Source organism: Aquipseudomonas alcaligenes (assembly GCF_003205495.1).
GTDB classification, from domain to species: Bacteria; Pseudomonadota; Gammaproteobacteria; order Pseudomonadales; family Pseudomonadaceae; genus Aquipseudomonas; species Aquipseudomonas alcaligenes_B.
On record NZ_QJRX01000002.1, the window covers coordinates 466979 to 487325 of the forward strand.

The 20347-nt window shown below is 67.4% G+C and carries 20 protein-coding genes; 8 read left to right on the forward strand and 12 right to left on the reverse strand.

The genetic code is table 11. The features are described from left to right. Positions 1-212: 212 nt before the first annotated feature. Entirely contained in the window at positions 213-422 is a 210-nt protein-coding gene (locus tag DMO17_RS04920; protein WP_043306963.1) for a cold-shock protein, read from the forward strand. A 107-nt stretch (positions 423-529) separates the two neighbouring features. On the opposite strand, the gene DMO17_RS04925 is transcribed toward DMO17_RS04920, so the two are convergent. The 5 genes from DMO17_RS04925 to DMO17_RS04945 all read right to left on the reverse strand — a co-directional run bounded on the left by DMO17_RS04925 (position 530) and on the right by DMO17_RS04945 (position 6795). After that, positions 530-901, reverse strand: coding sequence for a hypothetical protein (locus tag DMO17_RS04925; RefSeq protein WP_110681245.1), 372 nt, complete (start codon positions 899-901; stop codon positions 530-532). A gap of 3 nt (positions 902-904) precedes the next feature. Then, positions 905-1717, reverse strand: a complete 813-nt coding sequence (locus DMO17_RS04930) for a putative RNA methyltransferase (RefSeq protein WP_110681247.1) — start codon at positions 1715-1717, stop codon at positions 905-907. After that, positions 1714-2853, reverse strand: coding sequence for a succinyl-diaminopimelate desuccinylase (gene dapE / locus DMO17_RS04935; protein ID WP_110681249.1), 1140 nt, complete (start codon positions 2851-2853; stop codon positions 1714-1716). The genes DMO17_RS04930 and dapE overlap by 4 nt, the downstream gene beginning before the upstream one ends. Before the next feature lie 104 nt (positions 2854-2957). Next, positions 2958-5555, reverse strand: coding sequence for a glycosyltransferase (locus DMO17_RS04940; RefSeq protein ID WP_110681252.1), 2598 nt, complete (start codon positions 5553-5555; stop codon positions 2958-2960). Between the two features lie 109 nt (positions 5556-5664). Next, positions 5665-6795, reverse strand: a complete 1131-nt coding sequence (locus DMO17_RS04945; protein ID WP_110681382.1) for an iron-containing alcohol dehydrogenase — start codon at positions 6793-6795, stop codon at positions 5665-5667. Positions 6796-6886: 91 nt separating this feature from the next. Between DMO17_RS04945 and tcdA the strand changes: the two genes are divergently transcribed. From tcdA to DMO17_RS04960, 3 genes are read left to right on the forward strand one after another with little or no spacing between them, the layout of a single operon-like run. Further along, positions 6887-7696 carry a tRNA cyclic N6-threonylcarbamoyladenosine(37) synthase TcdA gene (tcdA, locus tag DMO17_RS04950; protein ID WP_110681254.1) on the forward strand — a complete coding sequence of 270 codons (810 nt, stop codon included), beginning with the start codon at positions 6887-6889 and terminating at the stop codon, positions 7694-7696. A gap of 46 nt (positions 7697-7742) precedes the next feature. Beyond that, positions 7743-8204 (forward strand): YehS family protein, encoded by a 462-nt coding sequence (locus DMO17_RS04955; RefSeq protein ID WP_110681256.1) that lies wholly within the window; start codon positions 7743-7745, stop codon positions 8202-8204. 50 nt (positions 8205-8254) lie between these two features. Continuing rightward, positions 8255-9052 carry a substrate-binding periplasmic protein gene (locus tag DMO17_RS04960; RefSeq protein WP_181418734.1) on the forward strand — a complete coding sequence of 266 codons (798 nt, stop codon included), beginning with the start codon at positions 8255-8257 and terminating at the stop codon, positions 9050-9052. Here DMO17_RS04960 and DMO17_RS04965 read toward each other — a convergent pair. From DMO17_RS04965 to map, 7 genes are all read right to left on the reverse strand, one after another. Further along, the gene (locus DMO17_RS04965; protein ID WP_110681257.1) at positions 9049-9453 is read right to left on the reverse strand and encodes a SufE family protein; all 405 of its coding nucleotides are present in this window, start codon (positions 9451-9453) and stop codon (positions 9049-9051) included. The genes DMO17_RS04960 and DMO17_RS04965 overlap by 4 nt on opposite strands. Next, positions 9450-10655, reverse strand: coding sequence for an aminotransferase class V-fold PLP-dependent enzyme (locus tag DMO17_RS04970; protein ID WP_110681259.1), 1206 nt, complete (start codon positions 10653-10655; stop codon positions 9450-9452). Before DMO17_RS04970 ends, DMO17_RS04965 begins: the two co-directional genes overlap by 4 nt. An 82-nt stretch (positions 10656-10737) precedes the next feature. Continuing rightward, the gene (gene dapD / locus DMO17_RS04975; RefSeq protein ID WP_110681261.1) at positions 10738-11772 is read right to left on the reverse strand and encodes a 2,3,4,5-tetrahydropyridine-2,6-dicarboxylate N-succinyltransferase; all 1035 of its coding nucleotides are present in this window, start codon (positions 11770-11772) and stop codon (positions 10738-10740) included. A 37-nt stretch (positions 11773-11809) separates the two neighbouring features. Next, a complete protein-coding gene (locus DMO17_RS04980; RefSeq protein ID WP_110681263.1) occupies positions 11810-12157 on the reverse strand; it encodes an ArsC family reductase in 348 nt (115 codons plus the stop codon). 8 nt (positions 12158-12165) lie between these two features. Further along, on the reverse strand, positions 12166-13362 hold the full coding sequence (gene dapC, locus DMO17_RS04985) for a succinyldiaminopimelate transaminase (RefSeq protein ID WP_110681265.1): 1197 nt from the start codon (positions 13360-13362) through the stop codon (positions 12166-12168). A 17-nt stretch (positions 13363-13379) separates the two neighbouring features. Next, a complete protein-coding gene (locus tag DMO17_RS04990) occupies positions 13380-16082 on the reverse strand; it encodes a [protein-PII] uridylyltransferase (RefSeq protein ID WP_110681268.1) in 2703 nt (900 codons plus the stop codon). A 24-nt stretch (positions 16083-16106) separates the two neighbouring features. Continuing rightward, positions 16107-16907, reverse strand: a complete 801-nt coding sequence (gene map, locus DMO17_RS04995) for a type I methionyl aminopeptidase (RefSeq protein ID WP_110681269.1) — start codon at positions 16905-16907, stop codon at positions 16107-16109. 263 nt (positions 16908-17170) lie between these two features. Here map and rpsB point away from each other — a divergent pair, with 263 nt between their 5' ends. The 4 genes from rpsB (at position 17171) to frr (ending at position 20347) form a co-directional block, all read left to right on the forward strand. Beyond that, positions 17171-17911 carry a 30S ribosomal protein S2 gene (gene rpsB / locus DMO17_RS05000; RefSeq protein ID WP_110681271.1) on the forward strand — a complete coding sequence of 247 codons (741 nt, stop codon included), beginning with the start codon at positions 17171-17173 and terminating at the stop codon, positions 17909-17911. A 123-nt stretch (positions 17912-18034) separates the two neighbouring features. Then, positions 18035-18898 carry a translation elongation factor Ts gene (gene tsf, locus DMO17_RS05005; RefSeq protein WP_110681273.1) on the forward strand — a complete coding sequence of 288 codons (864 nt, stop codon included), beginning with the start codon at positions 18035-18037 and terminating at the stop codon, positions 18896-18898. A gap of 151 nt (positions 18899-19049) precedes the next feature. Further along, positions 19050-19793 carry a UMP kinase gene (gene pyrH / locus DMO17_RS05010; RefSeq protein WP_110681275.1) on the forward strand — a complete coding sequence of 248 codons (744 nt, stop codon included), beginning with the start codon at positions 19050-19052 and terminating at the stop codon, positions 19791-19793. Further along, positions 19790-20347, forward strand: coding sequence for a ribosome recycling factor (gene frr, locus DMO17_RS05015; RefSeq protein WP_110681277.1), 558 nt, complete (start codon positions 19790-19792; stop codon positions 20345-20347). The genes pyrH and frr overlap by 4 nt, the downstream gene beginning before the upstream one ends.

Below are 20347 nucleotides of genomic sequence, written 5' to 3' on the forward strand. Positions count from 1 at the left end.
CCCTGTAGCACGGGGCCTGCAGACGGCCGAAAAAATCCCTTGGCAAGCCGAACGCTTGTTTTATACTCCCGATGCGGTCGCATCAGGACGCCATTCGGAACACCGCTCCACGCTCGTTTTGGCCGGGGTCGGAAAGAAGAAGAAGAACGTTTGCGCCGAACCGTCGAAGCCCACCAGGGCAACAACAAAACCGAGAATCGAGGGAAGTGGTAATGGCTGATCGTGAGGTCGGAACCGTCAAGTGGTTCAATGATTCCAAGGGGTATGGCTTCATTCAACGCGAAAGCGGTCCGGACGTGTTCGTCCACTACCGCGCCATCCGTGGCGAAGGTCATCGCACCCTGGTCGAAGGCCAGCAGGTGGAGTTCTCCGTGATCCAGGGCCAGAAGGGCCTGCAGGCGGAAGACGTGTCCAAGGTCTGAGGCCAGCGCGACACACAACAAAAGGCCCGTCAGCGACGGGCCTTTTGCTTTTTCGGGAGGTTAATTCCCTTTCCCCCGTCCCTCTCCCACAAGTGGCAGAGGGGAGATCAATCGGTGCGCCAGATGATCTCCTGCTCGCCCTCGGCGTCGATCTTGATCCAGCGATCCGCCTCTTCTTCCGCTTCTTCCTCGCTCCAGCCGCCGGGGGCGCAGCGCACCTGCACGCCGAGCGCGGCGAAGGCGGCGCGGGCGCAGGCCAGGTCATCTTCCCAGGGCGTGGCGTCGCTTTCCAGATAGAGGCTATGCCACTTGCCCACGGCTTTCGGCAGCCAGGTCACCGGTACATCGCCGGCATGGCACTTGAAGGTCTGGCCCTGCTGGCGCCATTCGCTGCACGGACCGATGGCCTCGCTCAGCCAGGTGGCAACCGCCTGCTGATCGGCGTCCTTCAGGTAGATCTCGATATCGGGTTGGCGCATGGCTCAGTCCTTGTTCTTTTCGATCCAATCGTAGCGGATGGCGACCGTCACCTCGAAGGGTTCGGCGATCACCGCGGCGCGGCGTTCGGCGCTGGCGCGCCAGCCGTGCGGAGTCATCGCCAGCAGGTCGGCGCGGGCCTGGGCGCCGGCCAGCAGCAGCGGGAAGCTGAGGGTCTCGCTGTGGGCCAGGTGCATGCCCGGCGGAATCAGCTCCAGGTGCTTCTGGTCGTCGTAGTCGCGTACTTCGTCATACAGTTTCTGGCGCAGTTCCATCAGGTGCGCGCGGGTCGGGCCCATGCGCAGCAGGCCGCCGCCAGGACTGAGCAGGCGCAGCGCTTCCTGCCAGTCCAACGGGCTGAACACGCTGGCCAGCAGGTCGCAGCTGGCATCGCTCAACGGCACGCGGGCCATGCTCGCCACCAGCCAGCTGAGCTGCGGGGCGCGCTTGCAAGCACGTTTCACCGCCTCGCGGGAGATATCCAGGGCGTAGCCGTCGGCATCCGGCAGCCGTTCGGCGAGCTGCGCGGTGTAGTAGCCCTCGCCGCAGCCGATATCCAGCCAGCTGCGCGGGCCGCGCTCGGCGGCCAGTTCGGCCAGGCGGCGGGCCAGTGGGGCGTAGTGGCCGCCATCGAGGAAGCGCCGGCGCGCCTCGACCATGGCCTGGTTGTCGCCGGGGTCGCGGCTGTTCTTGTGCTGCACAGGCAGCAGGTTGTAGTAGCCCTGGCGGGCCCGGTCGAAGCTGTGCCGGTTGCTGCAGGCCAGGCCGCTGCCCGTCGGGCTCAGCGGCTCCTGGCAGATGGGGCAGGTCAGGCTCATGCCAGCAATTTCACCAGGGTCTGGTAGTAGACCTCGGTGAGCAGATCCAGGTCGCTGGCCAGCACGCGCTCGTTGATCTGGTGGATGGTGGCGTTGACCGGGCCCAGCTCGACTACCTGGGTGCCCAAAGTAGCGATAAAGCGCCCATCCGAGGTACCGCCCGAGGTGGAGGGCGTGGTTTCGCGGCCGGTGACGCTCTTGATGCTGGCGGCCACGGCGTCGAGCAGCTCGCCCGGCTGGGTGAGGAAGGGCAGGCCGGACAGGGCCCAGTCAAGGTCGTAGTCCAGGCCGTGCTTGTCGAGGATGGCGCGGACGCGCTGCTGCAGGCCCTCGACCGTCGACTCGGTGGAGAAGCGGAAGTTGAACACCGCCTTGAGTTCGCCCGGGATGACGTTGGTGGCGCCGGTGCCGGCATTGAGGTTGGACACCTGGAAGCTGGTCGGCGGGAAGTAGGCGTTGCCGTCGTCCCAGTGCTCGGCGGCCAGTTCGGCCAGGGCCGGCGCGGCCAGGTGGATGGGGTTGCGCGCCAGGTGCGGGTAGGCCACATGGCCCTGTTTGCCGCGCACGGTGAGGGTGCAGCCGAGGGAGCCGCGGCGACCGTTCTTCACCACGTCGCCGAGCAGGCTGGTGCTCGAGGGTTCGCCGACGATGCACCAGTCCAGGCGCTCGCCGCGCTCGCGCAGGCGCTCGACCACGGCCTTGGTGCCGTGCTGGGCCGGGCCTTCCTCGTCGCTGGTGATGAGGAAGGCGATGGCGCCCTTGTGGTTGGGGTGGTCGGCGACGAAGCGCTCGACGGCGATGACCATCGACGCCAGGCTGCCCTTCATGTCCGCCGCGCCGCGGCCGCAGAGCATGCCCTGCTCGTCCACGCGCACGTCGAACGGCTGGTACTGCCAGGCCTCCAGCGGGCCGGTCGGCACCACGTCGGTGTGGCCGGCGAAGCACAGCACCGGGCCCTCGCCGCCGCGCCGGGCCCAGAAGTTCTCCACTTCCTCGATGCGCATGCGCTCCACCTCGAAACCGACTGCCGCCAGGCGGCGCATCATCAGCTCCTGGCAGCCTTCGTCGACCGGGGTCACGGAGGGGCGGCGGATCAGGTCGCAGGCCAGTTCGAGGGTGGGGGAGAGGGTGGTCATTGCGGCTCCGGTACGGCGGTGGGCGAAAAGGCCGCCATTCTAAAGCAAAACGGCGGCGCAGGGTCCGTGGACGCTGCGCCGCCGTTGCGCTCGGGCCGTGACGCTCAGGCCGCGCCGGCCGCTTCCTCGGCGTTCTGCGGCGGCGGCTTGGGCAGCGACGACAGCAGGGCCATCATCAGGGCGGCCAGGTAGGGCAGGGACTGTACCAGCAGGGTGGCGACCCAGAACTTCACGTCGGCGTTGCCGATGTCCTGCACGCAGCTGATGCCGATGGCCGCGCCCCACAGCAGGAGCATCACGAAGACTTCCTCGCGGGCCTCCGCCAGGGCCACCAGGATGCCGTGGTTGCTGGCCATCTTCGGCGTGCGGAAGAACGGGATGGTCTTGGTGAAGGTGCCGTACAGCACCGCCTTGGCGATGGTGTGGGACAGCGCCAGGCCGGCGATGGCGGCCTGGAACGAGCGCACCAGGTCGACGCCCACCGCCTTGCGGTAGAGGAACATGATCTTGCCGAACTTGAAGAAGAACAGCGCCAGCGGCGGGATGGCGAAGATCAGCAGCGGCGGGTCGACCCGCTGCGGCACGATGATCATGCCGGCCGACCAGAGCAGGGCGCCGATGGTGAAGAAGATGTTCAGGCCGTCGGCGATCCACGGCAGCCAGCCGGCGATGAAGTGGTAGCGCTGGCCGCGGGTCAGCTGCGAGCCTTCGCCGCGGAACAGGCTGCGCGCGTGGCCCTTCATGATCTGGATGGCGCCATAGGCCCAGCGGAAGCGCTGCTTCTTGTAGTCGATGAAGGTGTCGGGCATCAGGCCGCGGCCGAAGCTCTGGTGGGCATAGGCGGCCGAATAGCCCTTCTCGAACACGCGCAGGCCCAGCTCGGCGTCCTCGCAGATGGTCCAGTCGGCCCACTTCAGCTCGTCCATCACGCTGCGGCGGATCATGGTCATGGTGCCGTGCTGGATGATCGCGTCGCGATCGTTGCGGGTGACCATGCCGATATGGAAGAAGCCCTTGTACTCGGCGTAGCAGAGCTTCTTGAAGCTGCTCTCGTCGCCGTCGCGGTAGTCCTGCGGCGACTGCACCACGGCGATCTTCGGGTCGCTGAAGTGCGGCACCATGTGCTTGAGCCAGTTGCGGTCGACGCAGTAGTCGGAGTCGATCACTGCGATCACTTCGGCATCCGGCGCGGTATGCGGCAGGATGTAGTTCAGCGCGCCGCCCTTGAAGCCCTCGATGGGCGCCACATGGAAGAAGCGGAAGCGCGGGCCGAGCTGCTCGCAGTAGGCCTGCACCGGCTCCCACACCTTCGGGTCCTTGGTGTTGTTGTCGATGATGATGACTTCGTAGTCCGGGTAGTCCAGGGCCGCCAGGGCGTCCAGGGTCTGCTTCACCATCTCCGGCGGCTCGTTGTAGCAGGGCACGTGGATCGACACCTTGGGCCGGTAGGCGGTGTCGGTCAGCACCGGCAGGAAGTGCCGGCGGCGGGTGCGGGTCCAGGCCGTCTCGGCCAGCTCGTGGGCCTCGGTGAGCAGGACGATGAACACCCCCAGCGCGCCGATGCCGAGCAGGCCGCCGACGGTCAGGCTGAACCAGGTGCTGTACTGCTGGCTGTAGTCGTAGGCGATCCACACGAGGGCGGAGCCGCCGACGAAGGCGACGAAGGTCAGGAAGGTACGCCCGCGCTGGCGCAGGGCCGAGCCGTCGATCAGCATCAGCGCCAGTGCCAGCAGGCCCATGACCACCGAGGCCACGGCCAGCAGGCGCCATTGCGGGATGGCCACCACCGGCCCCTCGAAGGCGAACTTGGGCTGGCGGTCGAGGTTGTACACGCCCCAGTAGGCGCCTACCGAGCCTTCCTCGCTGGCCTTCCACGGCTGGTCGAAGGCCTCGATGACGAAGTAGTTGTAGCCCTTGGCGTTCAGCGAGTTGACCAGGGTGCGCAGGTAGATGGCCTGCTCGGCCTGGTCCGCCTCGGCGCCGCCGCGGGTGCGGCCGTTGCTCGGCCAGCCGACTTCGGAGAGCAGCAGCGGCTTCTTCGGGAACAGCTTCTTCAGGTCCTTGGCGCGCTCCAGGACGAAGTCGCCGGAGTCTTCCATCGGCACGAACTCCCAGTAGGGCAGCACGTGCGCGGCGATCAGGTCGACGTGCTTGGCCAGCTCGGGGTTTTCCTGCCAGATGTGCCACTGCTCGGAGGTACTCACCGGTACCTTGACCGCCGCACGTACGCGATCGATGTAGCCGATCAGCTCCTCGACCTCGACTTCCTCGCGGAACAGCGATTCGTTGCCCACGGTGACCCGCACCACGCTGCGCGACTCGTTGGCCAGTTCGATGGCCTTGGCGATTTCGCGCTCGTTGCGCTCCAGATCGTTGCTGATCCACACGCCGAGGGTTACGCGCAGGCCGAATTCCTCGGCCAGGTGCGGGATGTCGGCCAGCTTGCCGTCCACCGAATAGGTGCGGATGTTGTCGGTGTGCCGGCTCAGCAGCTCCAGGTCGGCGCGGATCTGCGCGTCGCTGGGGTAGGTGCCGGCCATCGGGCTTTGCCCGGCACGGAAGGGCGAGTAGGAGAAGCCGGAGATCTGCTCCGGCCAGTCCGGGGCGCTGACCGGGCGGTTGTAGAGCGCCCAGAGGCCGGTGAACAGGGCGGCGACCGCCACGATGACCACCAGATTGAGTCCGAGTTTGCGCGTTGGCATGGCTGTTTCGAATGGGCTGGAGAAGATGCCGGCGGACGCCGGTCGGCGCGCATGCTACTCCGCGGCCGCCGGCCTGTATAGCGCCGCCGGGCCCGCCGCCCGGGGCGGCTCACAGGGCCTGCAGGAGCAGGCGTTCATGCTGCTCCAGTGCGGCCTCCTGCGCCCCCTGGCCGCGCAGGTAGTCCAGCATCTGGAAGATCGCCTCGGCGTCCAGGCCGTGCTCGGACAGGCGGGTGAGCATGCCCATGTGCTTGAAGAAGCCGGCGCTGGCGGCAATGGCAGCCTCGATGCGCTGCTGCGCACTGCCCAGGCGCAGGCTCCAGACCCGCTCGGCATACTGCAGCAGCCTGGCCTGGCGCTGCGCCCGCTGTGCGTCGAGCCAGGCCGGCAGCAGCACCGCCAGGGCCTGCGCCGGCTCCAGGTGGTAGAGCAGGCTGAGCGCCTGGCCGAGCTGGCGCAGGCCATCGTCCGGCGCCGCGACCATGCCGGCCAGGCCCTGCAGCGCCTGGCTGGCGCACCACAGCAGGTTGGCCCGCACGGCATAGTCGCCGGGTTCGGCCAGGGCCCGCGGGCCGAGCTCCAGCAGGGTCAGCAGCAGGGCCTCGGCCTGGCGCTCCTGCAGCGGGCAGCCGTCGGACTGGGCGAGATACTGCTGCAGGACATGACCGAAGCCGGCCACCACGCCGTTGCCGATCTGCCGGGGCGGCAGGCTGAAGGTGGCGCAGGGGTCGAGAATGGCGAAGCGTGGCTGCAGGCAGGGGCTGGAAAAGCCCAGGCGCGCCTGCAGCCCGGCGTGGCACAGTTCGCCGTGGGGCGTGCTGGCCGACCCGCTGGCCAGGGTCGCTACACAGCCCAGCGGCACGGCGCGGCGGATCGGCGTGCCACAGAGCAGGTCGAAGGGCTCGCCGGGGTAGGCCAGGGCGGCGGCGATGAACTTGCTGCCGTCGATCACCGAGCCGCCGCCGACGGCGAGGATGAAGTCGCAGTGCTCGCGGCGGGCCTGGGCCACGGCGCGCAGCAGGGTGGCGTACTGCGGGTTGGCCTCGATGCCGGCGAAGCGGCTGAGCCAGTGCCCGGCCAGGGCCTGCTCGACCTGCTGCCACACGCCGTTCTGCAGGATGCTGCCGCCACCGTGAGTGACCAGCAGCCGGCTGTCGGCGGGAATCAACTGGCCAAGGCTGGCGATCTGCCCGGCGCCGAACAGGATGCGGGTCGGGTTGTAGTAGCTGAAGTTGCGCATGGCGAACTCCACGCGGAGCGTCCTTGCACTATAGAAGCGTGCGCCGGGCCAGGGTCGTATAATGCCGGCCGAATTCTGAAGGTGCGACGAGATGGCAGACGAACAGCGCTTCGGTGGCATAGCCCGGCTCTACGGGCGCGAGGGCCTGCAACGCCTGGCCGCGGCCCATGTGGCGGTGGTCGGCATCGGCGGCGTCGGCTCCTGGGCGGCCGAGGCCCTGGCGCGCTGCGGCGTGGGCGAGATCTCGCTGTTCGACCTGGACGACGTATGCATCACCAACACCAACCGCCAGGTGCATGCCGTCGAGGGCGCCGTGGGCAAGGCCAAGGTCGACGAGATGGCCGCGCGCATCCGTGCCATCAATCCGGCGTGCAAGGTTCATCCGGTGGCCGACTTCGTCACCCGCGAGACCATGGCCGAGTACATCACCGAGCAGCTCGACGGCGTTCTCGACTGCATCGACAGCGTGGCGGCCAAGGCCGCGCTGATCGCCTGGTGCAAGCGGCGCAAGATCCAGATCGTCACCACCGGCGGCGCCGGCGGGCAGATCGACCCGACGCAGATCCAGGTCGCCGACCTCAACAAGACCTTCAACGACCCGCTGGCGGCCAAGGTGCGCAGCACCCTGCGCCGCGACTACGGTTTCTCGCGCACGCCGGGGCGCAGCTACAGCGTGCCCTGCGTGTTCTCCACCGAGCAGTTGCGCTACCCCAAGCCGGACGGCAGCGTGTGCCAGGCCAAGGGCTTCGTCGGCGAGGGGGTCAAGCTCGACTGCGCCGGTGGCTTCGGCGCGGTGACGATGGTCACCGCCAGCTTCGGCATGGCTGCCGCCGCGCGCATCGTCGACAAGCTGGTGGCCGGTGCGCGGCGGCCGTCCGAACGGGCGGGCCAACCCGCCTGAACGTATTTTCCTTCCCGCGCCGCCCGGCGCATTCGAGTGCCTTTTGATGAACAACAACGACGTGCTGCGCAGCCTGCGCTACCTGCTGGATATCAGCGATGCCCAGCTGGCCGCGATCTGCCGGCTGGCCGACTACGAGCTGGCGCCCGAGACGGTGGCGGCCCTGCTCCGCAAGGAGGACGAGGACGGCTTCCAGCCCTGCAGCGACGAGGTGCTGGCGCACTTCCTCGATGGCCTGGTGTTCCACCGGCGTGGCCGCGACGACAGCCGTCCGCGGCTGCCGGTGGAGAAGCGCCTGACCAACAACATCATCCTGAAGAAGCTGCGGGTGGCTTTCGAGCTGCGCGACGACGACCTGCACGAGATCCTCCACGCCGCCGACCTGCCGATGACCAAGGCCGAGCTCGGTGCGCTGTTCCGCAGCCCCGAGCACAAGAACTACCGCGCCTGCGGCGACCAGCTGCTGCGCAACTTCCTGCGCGGCCTGACCCAGCGTCAGCGCGGTTGAGGTCGGCGGGCTAAGCTGTAGGGGCTGACGGCCCCAGTCGTGAGGTGCCCATGTCCGTTCCGCTCCGTCGTTCGCCACTGCGCTGGCTGCTGCTGGCAGCTCTGGCGCTGGCTGGCCTGGTCGCGGCCGAGCCGGTGGTGCGCATCGGCACCGGCGACTGGGTGCCCTACGTCGACCAGCAGCGTGCCGATGGCGGTGCCCTGGCTCGGCTGGTCAGTGCGGTATTCGCCGCGGCCGGCTACCGGGTCGAGTATTCCTTCTACCCCTGGGACCGCAACGTGCTGATGCTGCAGCAGGGCGCGCTGGACGCCATCATGCCCTACAGCTGCAGCCCGATGCGCCTGGACTATGGCGTGTGCAGCGAACCGCTGGTGCGCGGTGAGATCGTCCTGTTCCACCGCAAGGACCTGCCGTTCGACTGGCAGCGCATCGAGGACCTCGGCCCCTACCGGGTCGCCACCACCCTCGGCTATTCCTACGGGCCGCAGTTCGACCAGGCGCAGCAGGCCGGGCAGCTGCAGGTCGAGCAGAACAGCAAGGAGGACACCGCCTTTCGCCTGCTGGCGCTGGGCCGCGTCGACCTGCACCCGCAGGACCGCGCGGTCGGCTACGCCATGCTCAGGCGGCTGTTCTCCGAGCGTGAGCGCAGGGCCATCACTCACCATCCGCGCTTCCTCAACACCGAGCCGCTGCGCCTGCTGTTCCGTAAGGGCGACCCGCAGGCCGAGGCACTGTTGCTGCGCTTCAACCGCGAGCTGGCCCGGTTTGCCGAGCGCGGCGACCTGCGCAGCCTGCAGCGTGCGCTGTACACCGGCGACCCGGACCGCTGGCGCCCGGGCGCGCCCTAGCCGGCCAGCTCGCGCATGCGTTGCAGCACGGCGTTGAGGCCGTTGCTGCGCGAGGGCGAGAGCTGGCGGGCCAGGCCCAGCTGGTCGAACCAGGCCGGCAGATCCAGCTCGGCCAGTGCCTGGGCGTCCAGGCCGTCGATGCGCGCCAGCAGCACGGCCAGCAGGCCGCGGATCAGCCGCGCATCGCTGCTGGCGCGGAAACGCCAGTGTCCATCCTGCCGTTCTGCCACCAGCCAGACCTGGCTCTCGCAGCCGTGCACCCGGTTGGCTTCGCTGCGTTCGCTCTCGCTCAGCGCCTGCAGGCGCTCGCCCCACTGCATCAGCAGGCGCGCACGCTGTTCCCAGCCAGGGCAGGCGGCGAAGGCGTCGAGGGCCTCGTGGGCGGCGGCCGGCAGGCTCATCGCAGCAGCTCCAGGGCCTTGTCGAGGGCGGCGAAGAAGCGCGCGAGGTCCTCGCCATCGTTGTACAGACCCAGCGATACGCGAATCGCCCCGGGCAGGCCGAGGCTTTTCAGCAGCGGCATGGCGCAGTGATGGCCGCTGCGCACGGCGATGCCCTGCTCGGTGAGCAGGTGGGCCAGGTCGGCGCTGTGCACGCCGGCCACCACGAAGCTGGCCAGCGCCACCTGCGGCGCCCCCAGCAGACGCAAGCCATCGCGCCTGCTCAGGCCTGCCAGCAGCTCGGCATGCAGGGCCGCCTCATGGGCGGCGACGGCCTCGGCATCCAGCCCGGCCAGGTAGTCCAGCGTGGCGCCCAGGGCGATGACGGCAGCGATCGGCGGAGTGCCGGCCTCGAAACCCAGGGGCGCGGGGCGGAAGTGGGCATGCTGGTAGTCCGCCTGCAGCACCATCTCGCCGCCGAACTGCCAGTGGCGCAGCCTCTGCAGCGCCTGTTGGCGGCCATGGAGCAGGCCGACGCCCTCCGGGCCGTAGAGCTTGTGCGCGGAACAGACATAGAAGTCGCAGCCCAGCGCCTGCACATCCTGGCGACCGTGCACGACGCCCTGGGCGCCATCCACCACGCTCAGGGCGCCCCGGGCGCGGGCCAGGGTGAGCAGTTCGGCCAGCGGCTGCCAGCGCCCCAGCACGTTGGACAGCTGCGACACGGCGAGCAGGCGGGTGCGCGGGTCGATCAGGCTGGCAGCCTGGTCGAGGTCGACCTGGCCATGGTCATCCAGGGGCAGCACCCTCAGCTCCAGGCCGCGCCGCTCGGCCAGCTGCTGCCAGGGCAGCAGGTTGGCATGGTGCTCCAGGGCGCTGACGACTATCCGGTCGCCGGCCTGGAACAGGTGCTCCAGGCCGTAGGCCAGCAGGTTGAGCGACTCCGTGGTGCCGCGGGTGAAGACGATCTCATCGACGCTGGCGGCATTCAGCCAGCGCGCGGCCTTGGCCCGGGTCGCCTCGAAGGCGCGGGTGGCGCGTTCGCCGGGCAGGTGCTGGGCGCGGTGCACGTTGGCCGCGCCGCCGGCGTAGTAGCCGAGCAGGCTGTCCAGCATGGCCTGCGGCTTCTGCGCGGTGGCGGCGCTGTCCAGGTAGGTCTGGCCCTCGGCGGCGAGGGCCAGGATGCCGGGGAAGTCGGCGCGCCAGGGAGAGGTGGTAGGCATGGTCTGCGGCACTGCTGGGAAATGTGCTGAGTATAAATAGACAGGCCGGGCATGGGCCCGGCCTGTCTGTCGTCTCATGCGATCAGTTGTGCGCGTGCAGCGCCTCGTTGAGCTCGATGGCGGTCTTGTTGGTCTTGCACTCCACCGCGCCGGTCTGCGAGTTGCGGCGGAACAGCAGGTCGGGCTGGCCGGCCAGTTCGCGTGCCTTGACCACCTTGACCAGGTTGTTGGCCTCGTCGAGCAGGGCCACCTTGGTGCCGGCAGTGACGTACAGGCCGGACTCCACGGTGTTGCGGTCGCCCAGCGGGATGCCGATGCCGGCGTTGGCGCCGATCAGGCAGCCTTCGCCGACGCTGATGACGATGTTGCCGCCGCCGGACAGGGTGCCCATGGTCGAGCAGCCGCCGCCCAGGTCCGAGCCCTTGCCGACGAACACGCCGGCGGAGACGCGGCCCTCGATCATGCCCGGGCCGGCGGTGCCGGCGTTGAAGTTGACGAAGCCCTCGTGCATCACCGTGGTGCCTTCGCCGATGTAGGCGCCCAGGCGCACGCGGGCGCTGTCGGCGATGCGCACGCCGGCCGGCACCACGTAGTCGGTCATCTTGGGGAACTTGTCCACCGAGAACACTTCCAGCAGCTCGCCCTTCAGGCGGGCTTCCAGCTGGCGCTCGGCCAGCTCGCCGAGGTCGACGGCGCCCTGGCTGGTCCAGGCCACGTTGGGCAGCAGCGGGAAGATACCGGTCAGGTTCAGGCCGTGCGGCTTGGCCAGGCGGTGCGACAGCAGGTGCAGCTTGAGGTAGGCCTCGGGGGTGGAGGTCAGCGCGGCGTCTTCGGCCAGCAGGGTGACCACCAGCGGCCGATGGCTCTCGGCCAGGCGGGTGAGCAGGGCGGCCTGGGTGGCATCGATGCCCTTGATGGCGTTGGCCAGTTCACCGGCCTGGTTGGTGCTGATGGCGATGGCCTGGTTGCCACCGCTGTAGCCCAGCTTGGCCGCCACGGCGGCGACCAGCTCGGCGGCCGGGTCGAGCAGGGGCTGGGCGTAGAAGACTTCCAGCCAGGCGCCCTGGCGGTTCTGGGTGCCGACGCCGAAGGCCAGGCTGAAGAGTTTGCTGCTCATGTCGTGTTCCTTTTACCAAGTGGGGTGGGGCGCGGCCTCAGGCCAGCGCGGCGGAATAGAGTTCGGGCTTGAAGCCGACCAGGGTGCGGTCGCCCAGGTCGAGCACCGGGCGCTTGATCATCGAGGGCTGGGCCAGCATCAGCTCGATGGCGCGGGCCTCGTCCAGGTCGGCCTTCTGCGCCTCGTCGAGTTTGCGGAAGGTGGTGCCGGCGCGGTTCAGCACGGTCTGCCAGCCATGCTCGGCGCACCATTTGTGCAGGCGGTCGCGGTCGATGGCGGCGCTCTTGTAGTCATGGAAGTGGTAGCTCACGCCGTGCTCGTCGAGCCAGCTGCGGGCCTTCTTCATGGTGTCGCAGGCCTTGATGCCGTAGAGGGTGATGCTCATGGTCTTTCTCACAATCCTTGAACGAAGGCGCGGATGCGCTCGGCGGCCTCGATGCACTCGGCCAGCGGGGCCACCAGGGCCATGCGGATGCGCCCGGCGCCGGGGTTCTCGCCATGCACCTCGCGCGACAGGTAGGAGCCCGGCACCACGGTGACGTGTTCGCGGGCGAACAGCTGGCGGGTGAACTCGGCGTCGTCGCCCGGGGTGCGTGCCCACAGGTAGAAGCTGCCGTCCGGGCGCTGCACGTCCAGCACCGGCTGCAGGATGTCCAGCACCGCGTCGTACTTGGCGCGGTACTGGTCGCGGTTGGCGCGCACGTGGGCCTCGTCGTTCCAGGCGGCGATGCTGGCCAGCTGGGTCTGCACCGGCATGGCGCAACCGTGGTAGGTACGGTACAGCAGGAAAGGTTTCAGGATGTCGGCGTCGCCGGCGACGAAGCCGGAGCGCAGGCCCGGCAGGTTGGAGCGCTTGGACAGGCTGTGGAACACCACGCAGCGCTTGAAATCGCTGCGACCCAGCTCGACGCAGGCGGACAGCAGGCCGGGCGGCGGGTTGTCCTCGTCGAAATACAGTTCGCTGTAGCACTCGTCGGCGGCGATCACGAAGTCGTGCTCGTCGGCCAGGGCGATCAGCTTCTTCAGCTGCTCCATGGGTACCAGCGCACCGGTGGGGTTGCCCGGCGAGCAGATGAAGAGGATCTGGCAGCGCTGCCAGACCGCGGCCGGTACCGCGTCGAAGTCCGGGTTGAAGCCGTTCTCCTCGCGGCACGGCAGGTAGTGCGGCTCGGCGCCAGCGAGCAGGGCCGCGCCCTCGTAGATCTGGTAGAAGGGGTTGGGGCTGACCACCAGGCCCGCGGCTTCGCGGTTGACCACGGTCTGGGTGAAGGCGAACAGCGCCTCGCGGGTGCCGTTGACCGGCAACACGTGGCGGGCGGCGTCCAGCCAGCCGGCCGGCACGCCGAAGCGGCGCTCGCACCAGGCGGCGATGGCTTCGCGCAGGGCCGGCAGGCCCAGGGTGGTGGGGTAGACGGCCAGCTGGTCGAGGTTGTCCGCCAGGGCCTGGGCCACGAAGTCCGGCGACTTGTGCTTGGGCTCGCCGATGGACAGGGCGATCGGCCGCTTGTCCGCCGGGGGGGTGATGCCGGCGAGCAGGGCGCGCAGTTTCTCGAAGGGGTAGGGCTGCAGCTGGGTCAGGGCGTGGTTCATGGGGGCTCTTGCGTGGTTCAGATGCTGATGGCGCCGACGCCGAGGGACTCGCCGTTGGCCTGCGACAGCTGGCGCACTATGGCCTCCTGCAGGCGGGCGCAGAGTTCCGGGTCGGACAGCGGCTGGTTGGCGGCGTCGGTGATGAAGAACACGTCTTCCACCCGTTCGCCGAGGGTGGCGATCTTGGCGTTCTGCAGCGACAGGTCGAAGTCGAGGAAGATCTTGCCGATCCGTGCCAGCAGGCCGGGGCGGTCCGGGGCGGTGATCTCCAGCACGGTGACCGGGCGCTGGGCGTCGTTGTGGATGGTCACCTGCGGGGCGAAGGCGAAGTGCTTGAGCTGGCGCGGCACGCGGCGCTGGATGATCGCCGGGTACTCGTCGGGGTTCTTCAGCGCTTCCACCAGACCGTCGCGGATCTGCTTGATGCGCGCCGGGTTGTCGCCGATACGGCCGCCATCGGCGTCCAGCACGATGTAGGTGTCCAGGGTGAACTGGCTGGTGGAGGTGATCACCCGGGCGTCGTGGATGTTCAGGTTGAGCTGGTCCATGGCCGCCACCGTCACGGCGAAGAAGTCGTGCTGGTCCGGGGCGTAGATGAAGATCTGCGTGGCACCCTCGAACTCGCGCTGGGCGGTCTCCTTGATCAGCACCAGCGGGTCCTTGCCGGCCGGGTGCTGGAGGATGGCCTCGGTGTGCCAGGCCACGTCGGCGGCGCTGTGGCGCAGGAAGTAGTCGTCGCCGAGCTGGCTCCACAGCTGCTCGGCGTCGTCCTGATCGATGCCACCGCGCACCAGGATGTCGATCGCCGCGCTCTGCGTCTGGCGGATCTGCTCCTCGCGGTCCAGCGGGTTCTCCAGGCCGCGGCGCAGGGCGCGCTTGGTCTCGGTGTAGAGCTGGCGCAGCAGGCTGGCGCGCCAGGAGTTCCACAGGCTGGGGTTGGTGGCGTTGATATCGGCTACGGTCAGCACGTAGAGGTAGTCCAGGCGGGTCTGGTCGCCGACCAGCTGGGCGAAGTCGAAGATCACCTGCGGGTCGGAGAGGTCCTTGCGCTGGGCGGTGGTCGACATCACCAGGTGGTTCTGCACCAGCCAGACGATCAGCCGGCTGTCCCAGCTGGGCAGCTGGTGGCGCACGCAGAAGGCCTCGGCATCCACCGCGCCGAGCTCGGAGTGGTCGCCGCCGCGGCCCTTGCCGATGTCGTGGTAGAGCCCGGCCAGGTAGATCAGCTCGGGCTTGGGCAGCTTGTCGATCAGCTTGCTGGCCAGCGGGAACTTCTCCGCCAGCTCCGGCCATTTCAGCTTGCGCAGGTGCTTGATCAGGTTGAGGGTGTGGGCGTCCACCGTGTAGATGTGGAACAGGTCGTGCTGCATCTGCCCGACGATGTGGCCGAACTCCGGCAGGTAGCGGCCGAGGATGCCGTAGCGGTTCATCCGCCGCAGGTTGCGGTGGATGCCCTGGGTCGACTTGAACAGCTCGATGAACAGGCTGGTGTTGCGGATGTCGCGGCGGAAGTCGTCGTCGATCAGGTGGCGGCTGTCGCGCAGCAGGCGGATGGTGTCGGCACGCACGCCCTTGATCTCGGGGTGCTGGGCCATCAGCACGAAGACTTCGAGGATGGCGAAGGGGGTGCGCTTGAACACGCCAGGGCTGGTCACCTCGATATAGCCGTCGCGCACCTGGAAGCGGCTGTTCAGCGGCTGCGCCGGGCCGCGCTCGCCCTCGCGCAGCAGGACGTCCTCGAAGTGCTGGTTGATCAGCTCGGAGAGCTCGGCGACGCCCATCACCACCCGGTAGTACTTCTGCATGAAGCGCTCGACGGCCAGGCGGCCGTCGCCATCCTCGAAGCCGAGCAGGGCGGCGATCTTGCGCTGGTGGTCGAACAGCAGGCGGTCCTCGGCGCGCCCGGCGAGCATGTGCAGGGCGTAGCGCACCTTCCACAGGAACTCCTGGCTGGAGGCCAGCATGCCGTACTCGCTGTCGACCAGAAAGCCCTGCTGCACCAGGGAGTGCAGGTTGAGGCTGCCGAACTGGCGGCGGGCCACCCAGAGGATGGTCTGGATGTCGCGCAGGCCGCCAGGCGAGCCCTTGACGTTGGGTTCCAGGTTGTACTCGGTGTCGTTGTACTTGGCGTGGCGCGCCTTGGCTTCCTTGCGCTTGGCCAGGAAGAACTCCTTGCTCGGCCACATGCGGTCGCTGGCGGTGACCTCCTGCATGCGCTGGCGCAGGTGTTCGGGGCCGGCGATGGTACGGCTTTCCATCAGGTTGGTGACCACCGTCAGGTCGGCGCGCGCCTCTTCCGCGCATTCGGCCACGCTGCGCACGCTCTGCCCGACTTCCAGGCCGATGTCCCAGAGCAGGGTGAGGAAGCCCTCGATGGGCTCGCGGAAGGTCTCGTGGTCGGCGCTGTCGAGGAGGATCAGCAGGTCGATGTCGGAGTAGGGGTGCAGCTCGCCACGGCCGTAGCCGCCGACGGCCAGCAGGGCGATGTCGGCGTCCTCGCTCCAGTCGAAGCGCTTCCAGGCCTCCTGCAGGATCTGGTCGACGAACCAGGCGCGGTCCTCGACCAGGCGGCGGATGTCGCGGCCCTCGCGAAAGCGCGCGTCGAGCACTTCGCGCGCCTGCTTGAGGGCCTTCTTGAAGGCGGCGATGGGGCTGGACTTGAGCGCCAGTTCCGCCTGGAACTGGCCGCGGTCAAACAACTCCGGGTCCATCTGGGGCATGCGCGCCTTCCTCTATGTGGATGCTCAGGGGGAAGTGCGCGGCAGGGTGTCGTCGCTGCGCAGGGTGAGGATCTCGTAGCCGCTCTCGGTGACCAGCACCGTATGCTCCCACTGAGCGGAGAGCTTGCGGTCCTTGGTGATGGCGGTCCAGCCGTCGCCGAGCAGGCGGGTTTCCGGGCGGCCCTGGTTGATCATCGGCTCGATGGTGAAGGTCATGCCGGCCCTGAGCTCCATGCCGGTGCCGGCACGGCCGTAGTGCAGTACCTGCGGCTCCTCGTGGAACACCGCGCCGATGCCGTGGCCGCAGTATTCGCGCACCACCGAGAAGCCGTTCTTCTCGGCATGCTTCTGGATCACTTCGCCGATATCGCCCAGGCGCGCGCCGGGCTTGACCAGCTGGATGCCCTTGTACATGCACTCCTGGGTGATCTGGGCCAGGCGCTGGGCCCACTCCGGCACCTTGCCGACCATGAACATCTTGCTGGTGTCGCCGTGGTAGCCGTCCTTGATCACGGTGACGTCGATGTTCAGCACGTCACCGTCCTTCAGCGGCTTGTCGTTGGGGATGCCATGGCAGACCACGTGGTTGATCGAGGTGCAGATCGACTTGGGGAAGCCCGGGCGGCCCGGCGCGGCACCGTAGTTGAGCGGGGCGGGGATGGCCTTCTGCACGTTGACGATGTAGTCGTGGCAGATGCGGTCGATTTCCTCGGTGGTGACGCCGGGCTTGACGTGCTCGCCGATCATCTCCAGCACTTCGGCGGCCAGGCGGCCGGCCACGCGCATCTTCTCGATTTCGTCGGGCGTCTTGATGGTGACGGTCATGCGGTCTCTCTCGGCGCCGGTGGCGCAAGGCAAAAACGGGAAAGACGGCGATTCTAGCAGAAAGCCGCCGGGCGGCGGCATGCGGCCGGTTCCTGGTTCGGCTAGCCTGTCGCTGCTTTCTGTGGTATAAAACGCGCCGCTTTACGGGCAGAGCTGCTCGTAGGGCTTAACTCCGCACACGTATCGACACGATTTCCTGGGTGCCCGCAAGGGTTGGAGATTGGGATGCGTGGAGGCCTAACCCGACTTATCAAGGAACTATCATGTCCCAAGTCAATATGCGCGATATGCTGAAGGCCGGTGTGCACTTCGGCCACCAGACCCGTTACTGGAACCCGAAAATGGGCAAGTACATTTTCGGCGCGCGCAACAAGATTCATATCATCAACCTGGAAAAGACCCTGCCGATGTTCAACGAGGCCCTGTCCTTCGTTGAGAAGCTGGCTGCCGGCAAGAACAAGATCCTGTTCGTGGGCACCAAGCGTTCCGCCGGCAAGATCGTGGCTGAAGAAGCTGCTCGCTGCGGTTCCCCCTACGTTGATCACCGTTGGCTCGGCGGCATGCTGACCAACTACAAGACCATCCGTGCTTCGATCAAGCGCCTGCGCGAGCTGGAAACCCAGTCCCAGGACGGCACCTTCGCCAAGCTGACCAAGAAAGAAGCCCTGATGCGCACCCGCGATCTGGAGAAGCTGGATCGTAGCCTGGGCGGCATCAAGGACATGGGCGGCCTGCCGGACGCGCTGTTCGTGATCGACGTCGACCACGAGCGCATCGCCATCACCGAAGCCAACAAGCTGGGCATCCCGGTCATCGGCATCGTCGATACCAACAGCAGCCCGGAAGGCGTTGATTACATCATCCCGGGTAACGACGACGCCATCCGCGCCATCCAGCTGTACATGGGTGCCATGGCCGACGCCGTGATCCGTGGTCGTGGCAACGCTGCCGGCGGCACCGACGAGTTCGTCGAGGAAGCTGCTTCCGAGGCCAGCGAAGGCTGATAACGGGAAGCACCTTTCCCGTTGTGCGAGAAGGGGGCTTGGCCCCCTTTTTGCCACTTGCGAATTTTGTGCCCGGCGTGGCCGGGTTGAATGGTTGAACACCACTTCAAGAGGATTGTGAACATGGCAGAAATCACTGCAGCCCTGGTTAAAGAACTGCGCGAGCGCACCGGCCAAGGCATGATGGAATGCAAGAAGGCCTTGGTTGCCGCCGGTGGCGACATCGAGAAGGCCATCGACGACATGCGCGCTTCCGGTGCCATCAAGGCCGCCAAGAAGGCCGGCAACGTCGCCGCCGAAGGCGCCATCGCCGCTCGCGTCGAGGGTGGTCGTGGCCTGCTGATCGAAGTCAACTCGCAGACCGACTTCCTGGCCCTGCAGGACGACTTCAAGGCCTTCGTCAAGGAGAGCCTGGACGAAGCCTTCGCCCAGAAGCTGACCGAAGCCGCCCCGCTGATCGCTTCCCGCGAATCCGCCCGTGAGGCCCTGGTCGCCAAGTGCGGTGAGAACGTCAACATCCGTCGTCTGGCTGCCGTCGAAGGCGACGTCGTGGGTTCCTACCTGCACGGCCACCGCATCGGCGTCCTGGTCGTACTGAAAGGCGGCAACGAGGAGCTGGCCAAGCACGTTGCCATGCACGTCGCTGCTTCCAACCCGGCCGTGCTGAACCCGTCCGACGTTTCCGAAGAGCTGATCGCCAAGGAAAAGGAAATCTTCCTGCAGCTGAACGCCGAGAAGATCGCCGGCAAGCCGGAAAACATCGTCGAGAACATGGTCAAGGGTCGTATCGCCAAGTTCCTGGCCGAAGCCAGCCTGGTCGAGCAGGCCTTCGTCATGGATCCGGAAGTCAAGGTCGGTGAGCTGGTCAAGAAAGCCGGTGCCGAGATCGTTTCCTTCACCCGTTTCGAAGTGGGCGAGGGCATCGAGAAGGTCGAGGCTGACTTCGCTGCCGAAGTGGCTGCCCAGGTGGCCGCTGCCAAGCAGTAAGACGGTTTCGCACTGTCGAACAGAAGAGGCTGCCCGCTTACGCGTGCAGCCTCTTTTGCAAAGCGGGCAATGCTCCGCACGATTTGACCGGGCAGTGGTCTGACTGCCGGGTAATATAAGCAGCCAAACAACGCCGCAGGAGAGATACGCAATGGCTCAGCAGGTGAGTGGTCGTCAACCTCGCTATAAACGCATTCTGCTCAAGTTAAGCGGCGAGGCCCTGATGGGCTCGGAAGAGTTCGGCATCGATCCCAAGGTGCTGGATCGCATGGCGCTGGAAGTCGGCCAGCTGGTCGGCATCGGCGTGCAGGTCGGCCTGGTGATCGGCGGTGGCAACCTGTTCCGTGGCGCGGCGCTGTCTGCCGCCGGCATGGATCGGGTCACCGGCGACCACATGGGTATGCTGGCCACCGTGATGAACGCCCTGGCCATGCGCGACGCCCTGGAGCGCTCGAATATCCCCGCCATCGTGATGTCGGCCATCTCCATGGTCGGCGTGACCGACCACTACGATCGCCGCAAGGCCATGCGTCATCTGTCCACCGGCGAAGTGGTGATCTTTGCCGCTGGCACCGGCAACCCCTTCTTCACCACCGACTCGGCGGCCTGCCTGCGTGCCATCGAGATCGATGCCGACCTGGTGCTGAAAGCCACCAAGGTCGATGGCGTGTACACTGCCGACCCCTTCAAGGACCCCAATGCGGAGAAGTTCGAGCGCCTGACCTATGACGAGGTGCTCGACCGCAAGCTGGGCGTGATGGACCTGACGGCCATCTGCCTGGTGCGCGATCACAAGATGCCGCTGCGGGTCTTCAACATGAACAAGCCCGGCGCCCTGCTGAATATCGTGGTGGGTGGCGCCGAAGGAACCCTGATCGAGGAGGAAGCACAATGATCAACGAGATCAAGAAGGCCGCCCAGGAGCGCATGAGCAAGTCCCTGGAGTCCATGGGGCGCAACCTGGCCTCCATTCGCACCGGGCGCGCGCACCCGAGCATTCTGGACAGCGTCAAGGTCCCGGCCTATGGCAGCGAGATGCCGCTGAACCAGGTCGCCGCGATCACCGTGGAAGATGCCCGTACGCTGAAGATCGTCGCTCACGACAAGACCCTGAGCGCGGCGATCGAAAAGGCCATCATGACCTCCGATCTCGGCCTCAATCCGAGCAGTGCCGGTGCCACCATCCGCGTGCCGATGCCGGCCCTGACCGAAGAAACGCGCCGCGGCTACACCAAGCAGGCCCGTGGCGTTGCCGAGGATGCCAAGGTGGCGGTGCGCAACGTGCGTCGCGACGCCCTGGCCGAGCTGAAGAAGCTGTCCAAGGACAAGGAGATCAGCGAGGACGAGGAGCGTCGTGCCGCCGACGAGGTGCAGAAGCTCACCGACAAGTTCGTTGCCGACATCGACAAGGCCCTGGAAGTCAAAGAAGCCGACCTGATGGCGGTGTGA

What these genes read in the sequence shown, in the direction of transcription:
- dapD (WP_110681261.1), bottom strand. Translation starts at nt 11,772, where the DNA reads ATGAGCAGCAAACTCTTCAGCCTGGCCTTCGGCGTCGGCACCCAGAAC.
- DMO17_RS04990 (WP_110681268.1), bottom strand. Translation starts at nt 16,082, where the DNA reads ATGCCCCAGATGGACCCGGAGTTGTTTGACCGCGGCCAGTTCCAGGCG.
- rpsB (WP_110681271.1), top strand. Translation starts at nt 17,171, where the DNA reads ATGTCCCAAGTCAATATGCGCGATATGCTGAAGGCCGGTGTGCACTTC.
- DMO17_RS04965 (WP_110681257.1), bottom strand. Translation starts at nt 9,453, where the DNA reads ATGAGCCTGCCGGCCGCCGCCCACGAGGCCCTCGACGCCTTCGCCGCC.
- pyrH (WP_110681275.1), top strand. Translation starts at nt 19,050, where the DNA reads ATGGCTCAGCAGGTGAGTGGTCGTCAACCTCGCTATAAACGCATTCTG.
- frr (WP_110681277.1), top strand. Translation starts at nt 19,790, where the DNA reads ATGATCAACGAGATCAAGAAGGCCGCCCAGGAGCGCATGAGCAAGTCC.
- DMO17_RS04940 (WP_110681252.1), bottom strand. Translation starts at nt 5,555, where the DNA reads ATGCCAACGCGCAAACTCGGACTCAATCTGGTGGTCATCGTGGCGGTC.
- DMO17_RS04930 (WP_110681247.1), bottom strand. Translation starts at nt 1,717, where the DNA reads ATGAGCCTGACCTGCCCCATCTGCCAGGAGCCGCTGAGCCCGACGGGC.
- dapC (WP_110681265.1), bottom strand. Translation starts at nt 13,362, where the DNA reads ATGAACCACGCCCTGACCCAGCTGCAGCCCTACCCCTTCGAGAAACTG.
- DMO17_RS04970 (WP_110681259.1), bottom strand. Translation starts at nt 10,655, where the DNA reads ATGCCTACCACCTCTCCCTGGCGCGCCGACTTCCCCGGCATCCTGGCC.
- DMO17_RS04925 (WP_110681245.1), bottom strand. Translation starts at nt 901, where the DNA reads ATGCGCCAACCCGATATCGAGATCTACCTGAAGGACGCCGATCAGCAG.
- tsf (WP_110681273.1), top strand. Translation starts at nt 18,035, where the DNA reads ATGGCAGAAATCACTGCAGCCCTGGTTAAAGAACTGCGCGAGCGCACC.
- tcdA (WP_110681254.1), top strand. Translation starts at nt 6,887, where the DNA reads ATGGCAGACGAACAGCGCTTCGGTGGCATAGCCCGGCTCTACGGGCGC.
- map (WP_110681269.1), bottom strand. Translation starts at nt 16,907, where the DNA reads ATGACCGTCACCATCAAGACGCCCGACGAAATCGAGAAGATGCGCGTG.
- DMO17_RS04945 (WP_110681382.1), bottom strand. Translation starts at nt 6,795, where the DNA reads ATGCGCAACTTCAGCTACTACAACCCGACCCGCATCCTGTTCGGCGCC.
- DMO17_RS04960 (WP_181418734.1), top strand. Translation starts at nt 8,255, where the DNA reads ATGTCCGTTCCGCTCCGTCGTTCGCCACTGCGCTGGCTGCTGCTGGCA.
- DMO17_RS04980 (WP_110681263.1), bottom strand. Translation starts at nt 12,157, where the DNA reads ATGAGCATCACCCTCTACGGCATCAAGGCCTGCGACACCATGAAGAAG.
- DMO17_RS04955 (WP_110681256.1), top strand. Translation starts at nt 7,743, where the DNA reads ATGAACAACAACGACGTGCTGCGCAGCCTGCGCTACCTGCTGGATATC.
- dapE (WP_110681249.1), bottom strand. Translation starts at nt 2,853, where the DNA reads ATGACCACCCTCTCCCCCACCCTCGAACTGGCCTGCGACCTGATCCGC.
- DMO17_RS04920 (WP_043306963.1), top strand. Translation starts at nt 213, where the DNA reads ATGGCTGATCGTGAGGTCGGAACCGTCAAGTGGTTCAATGATTCCAAG.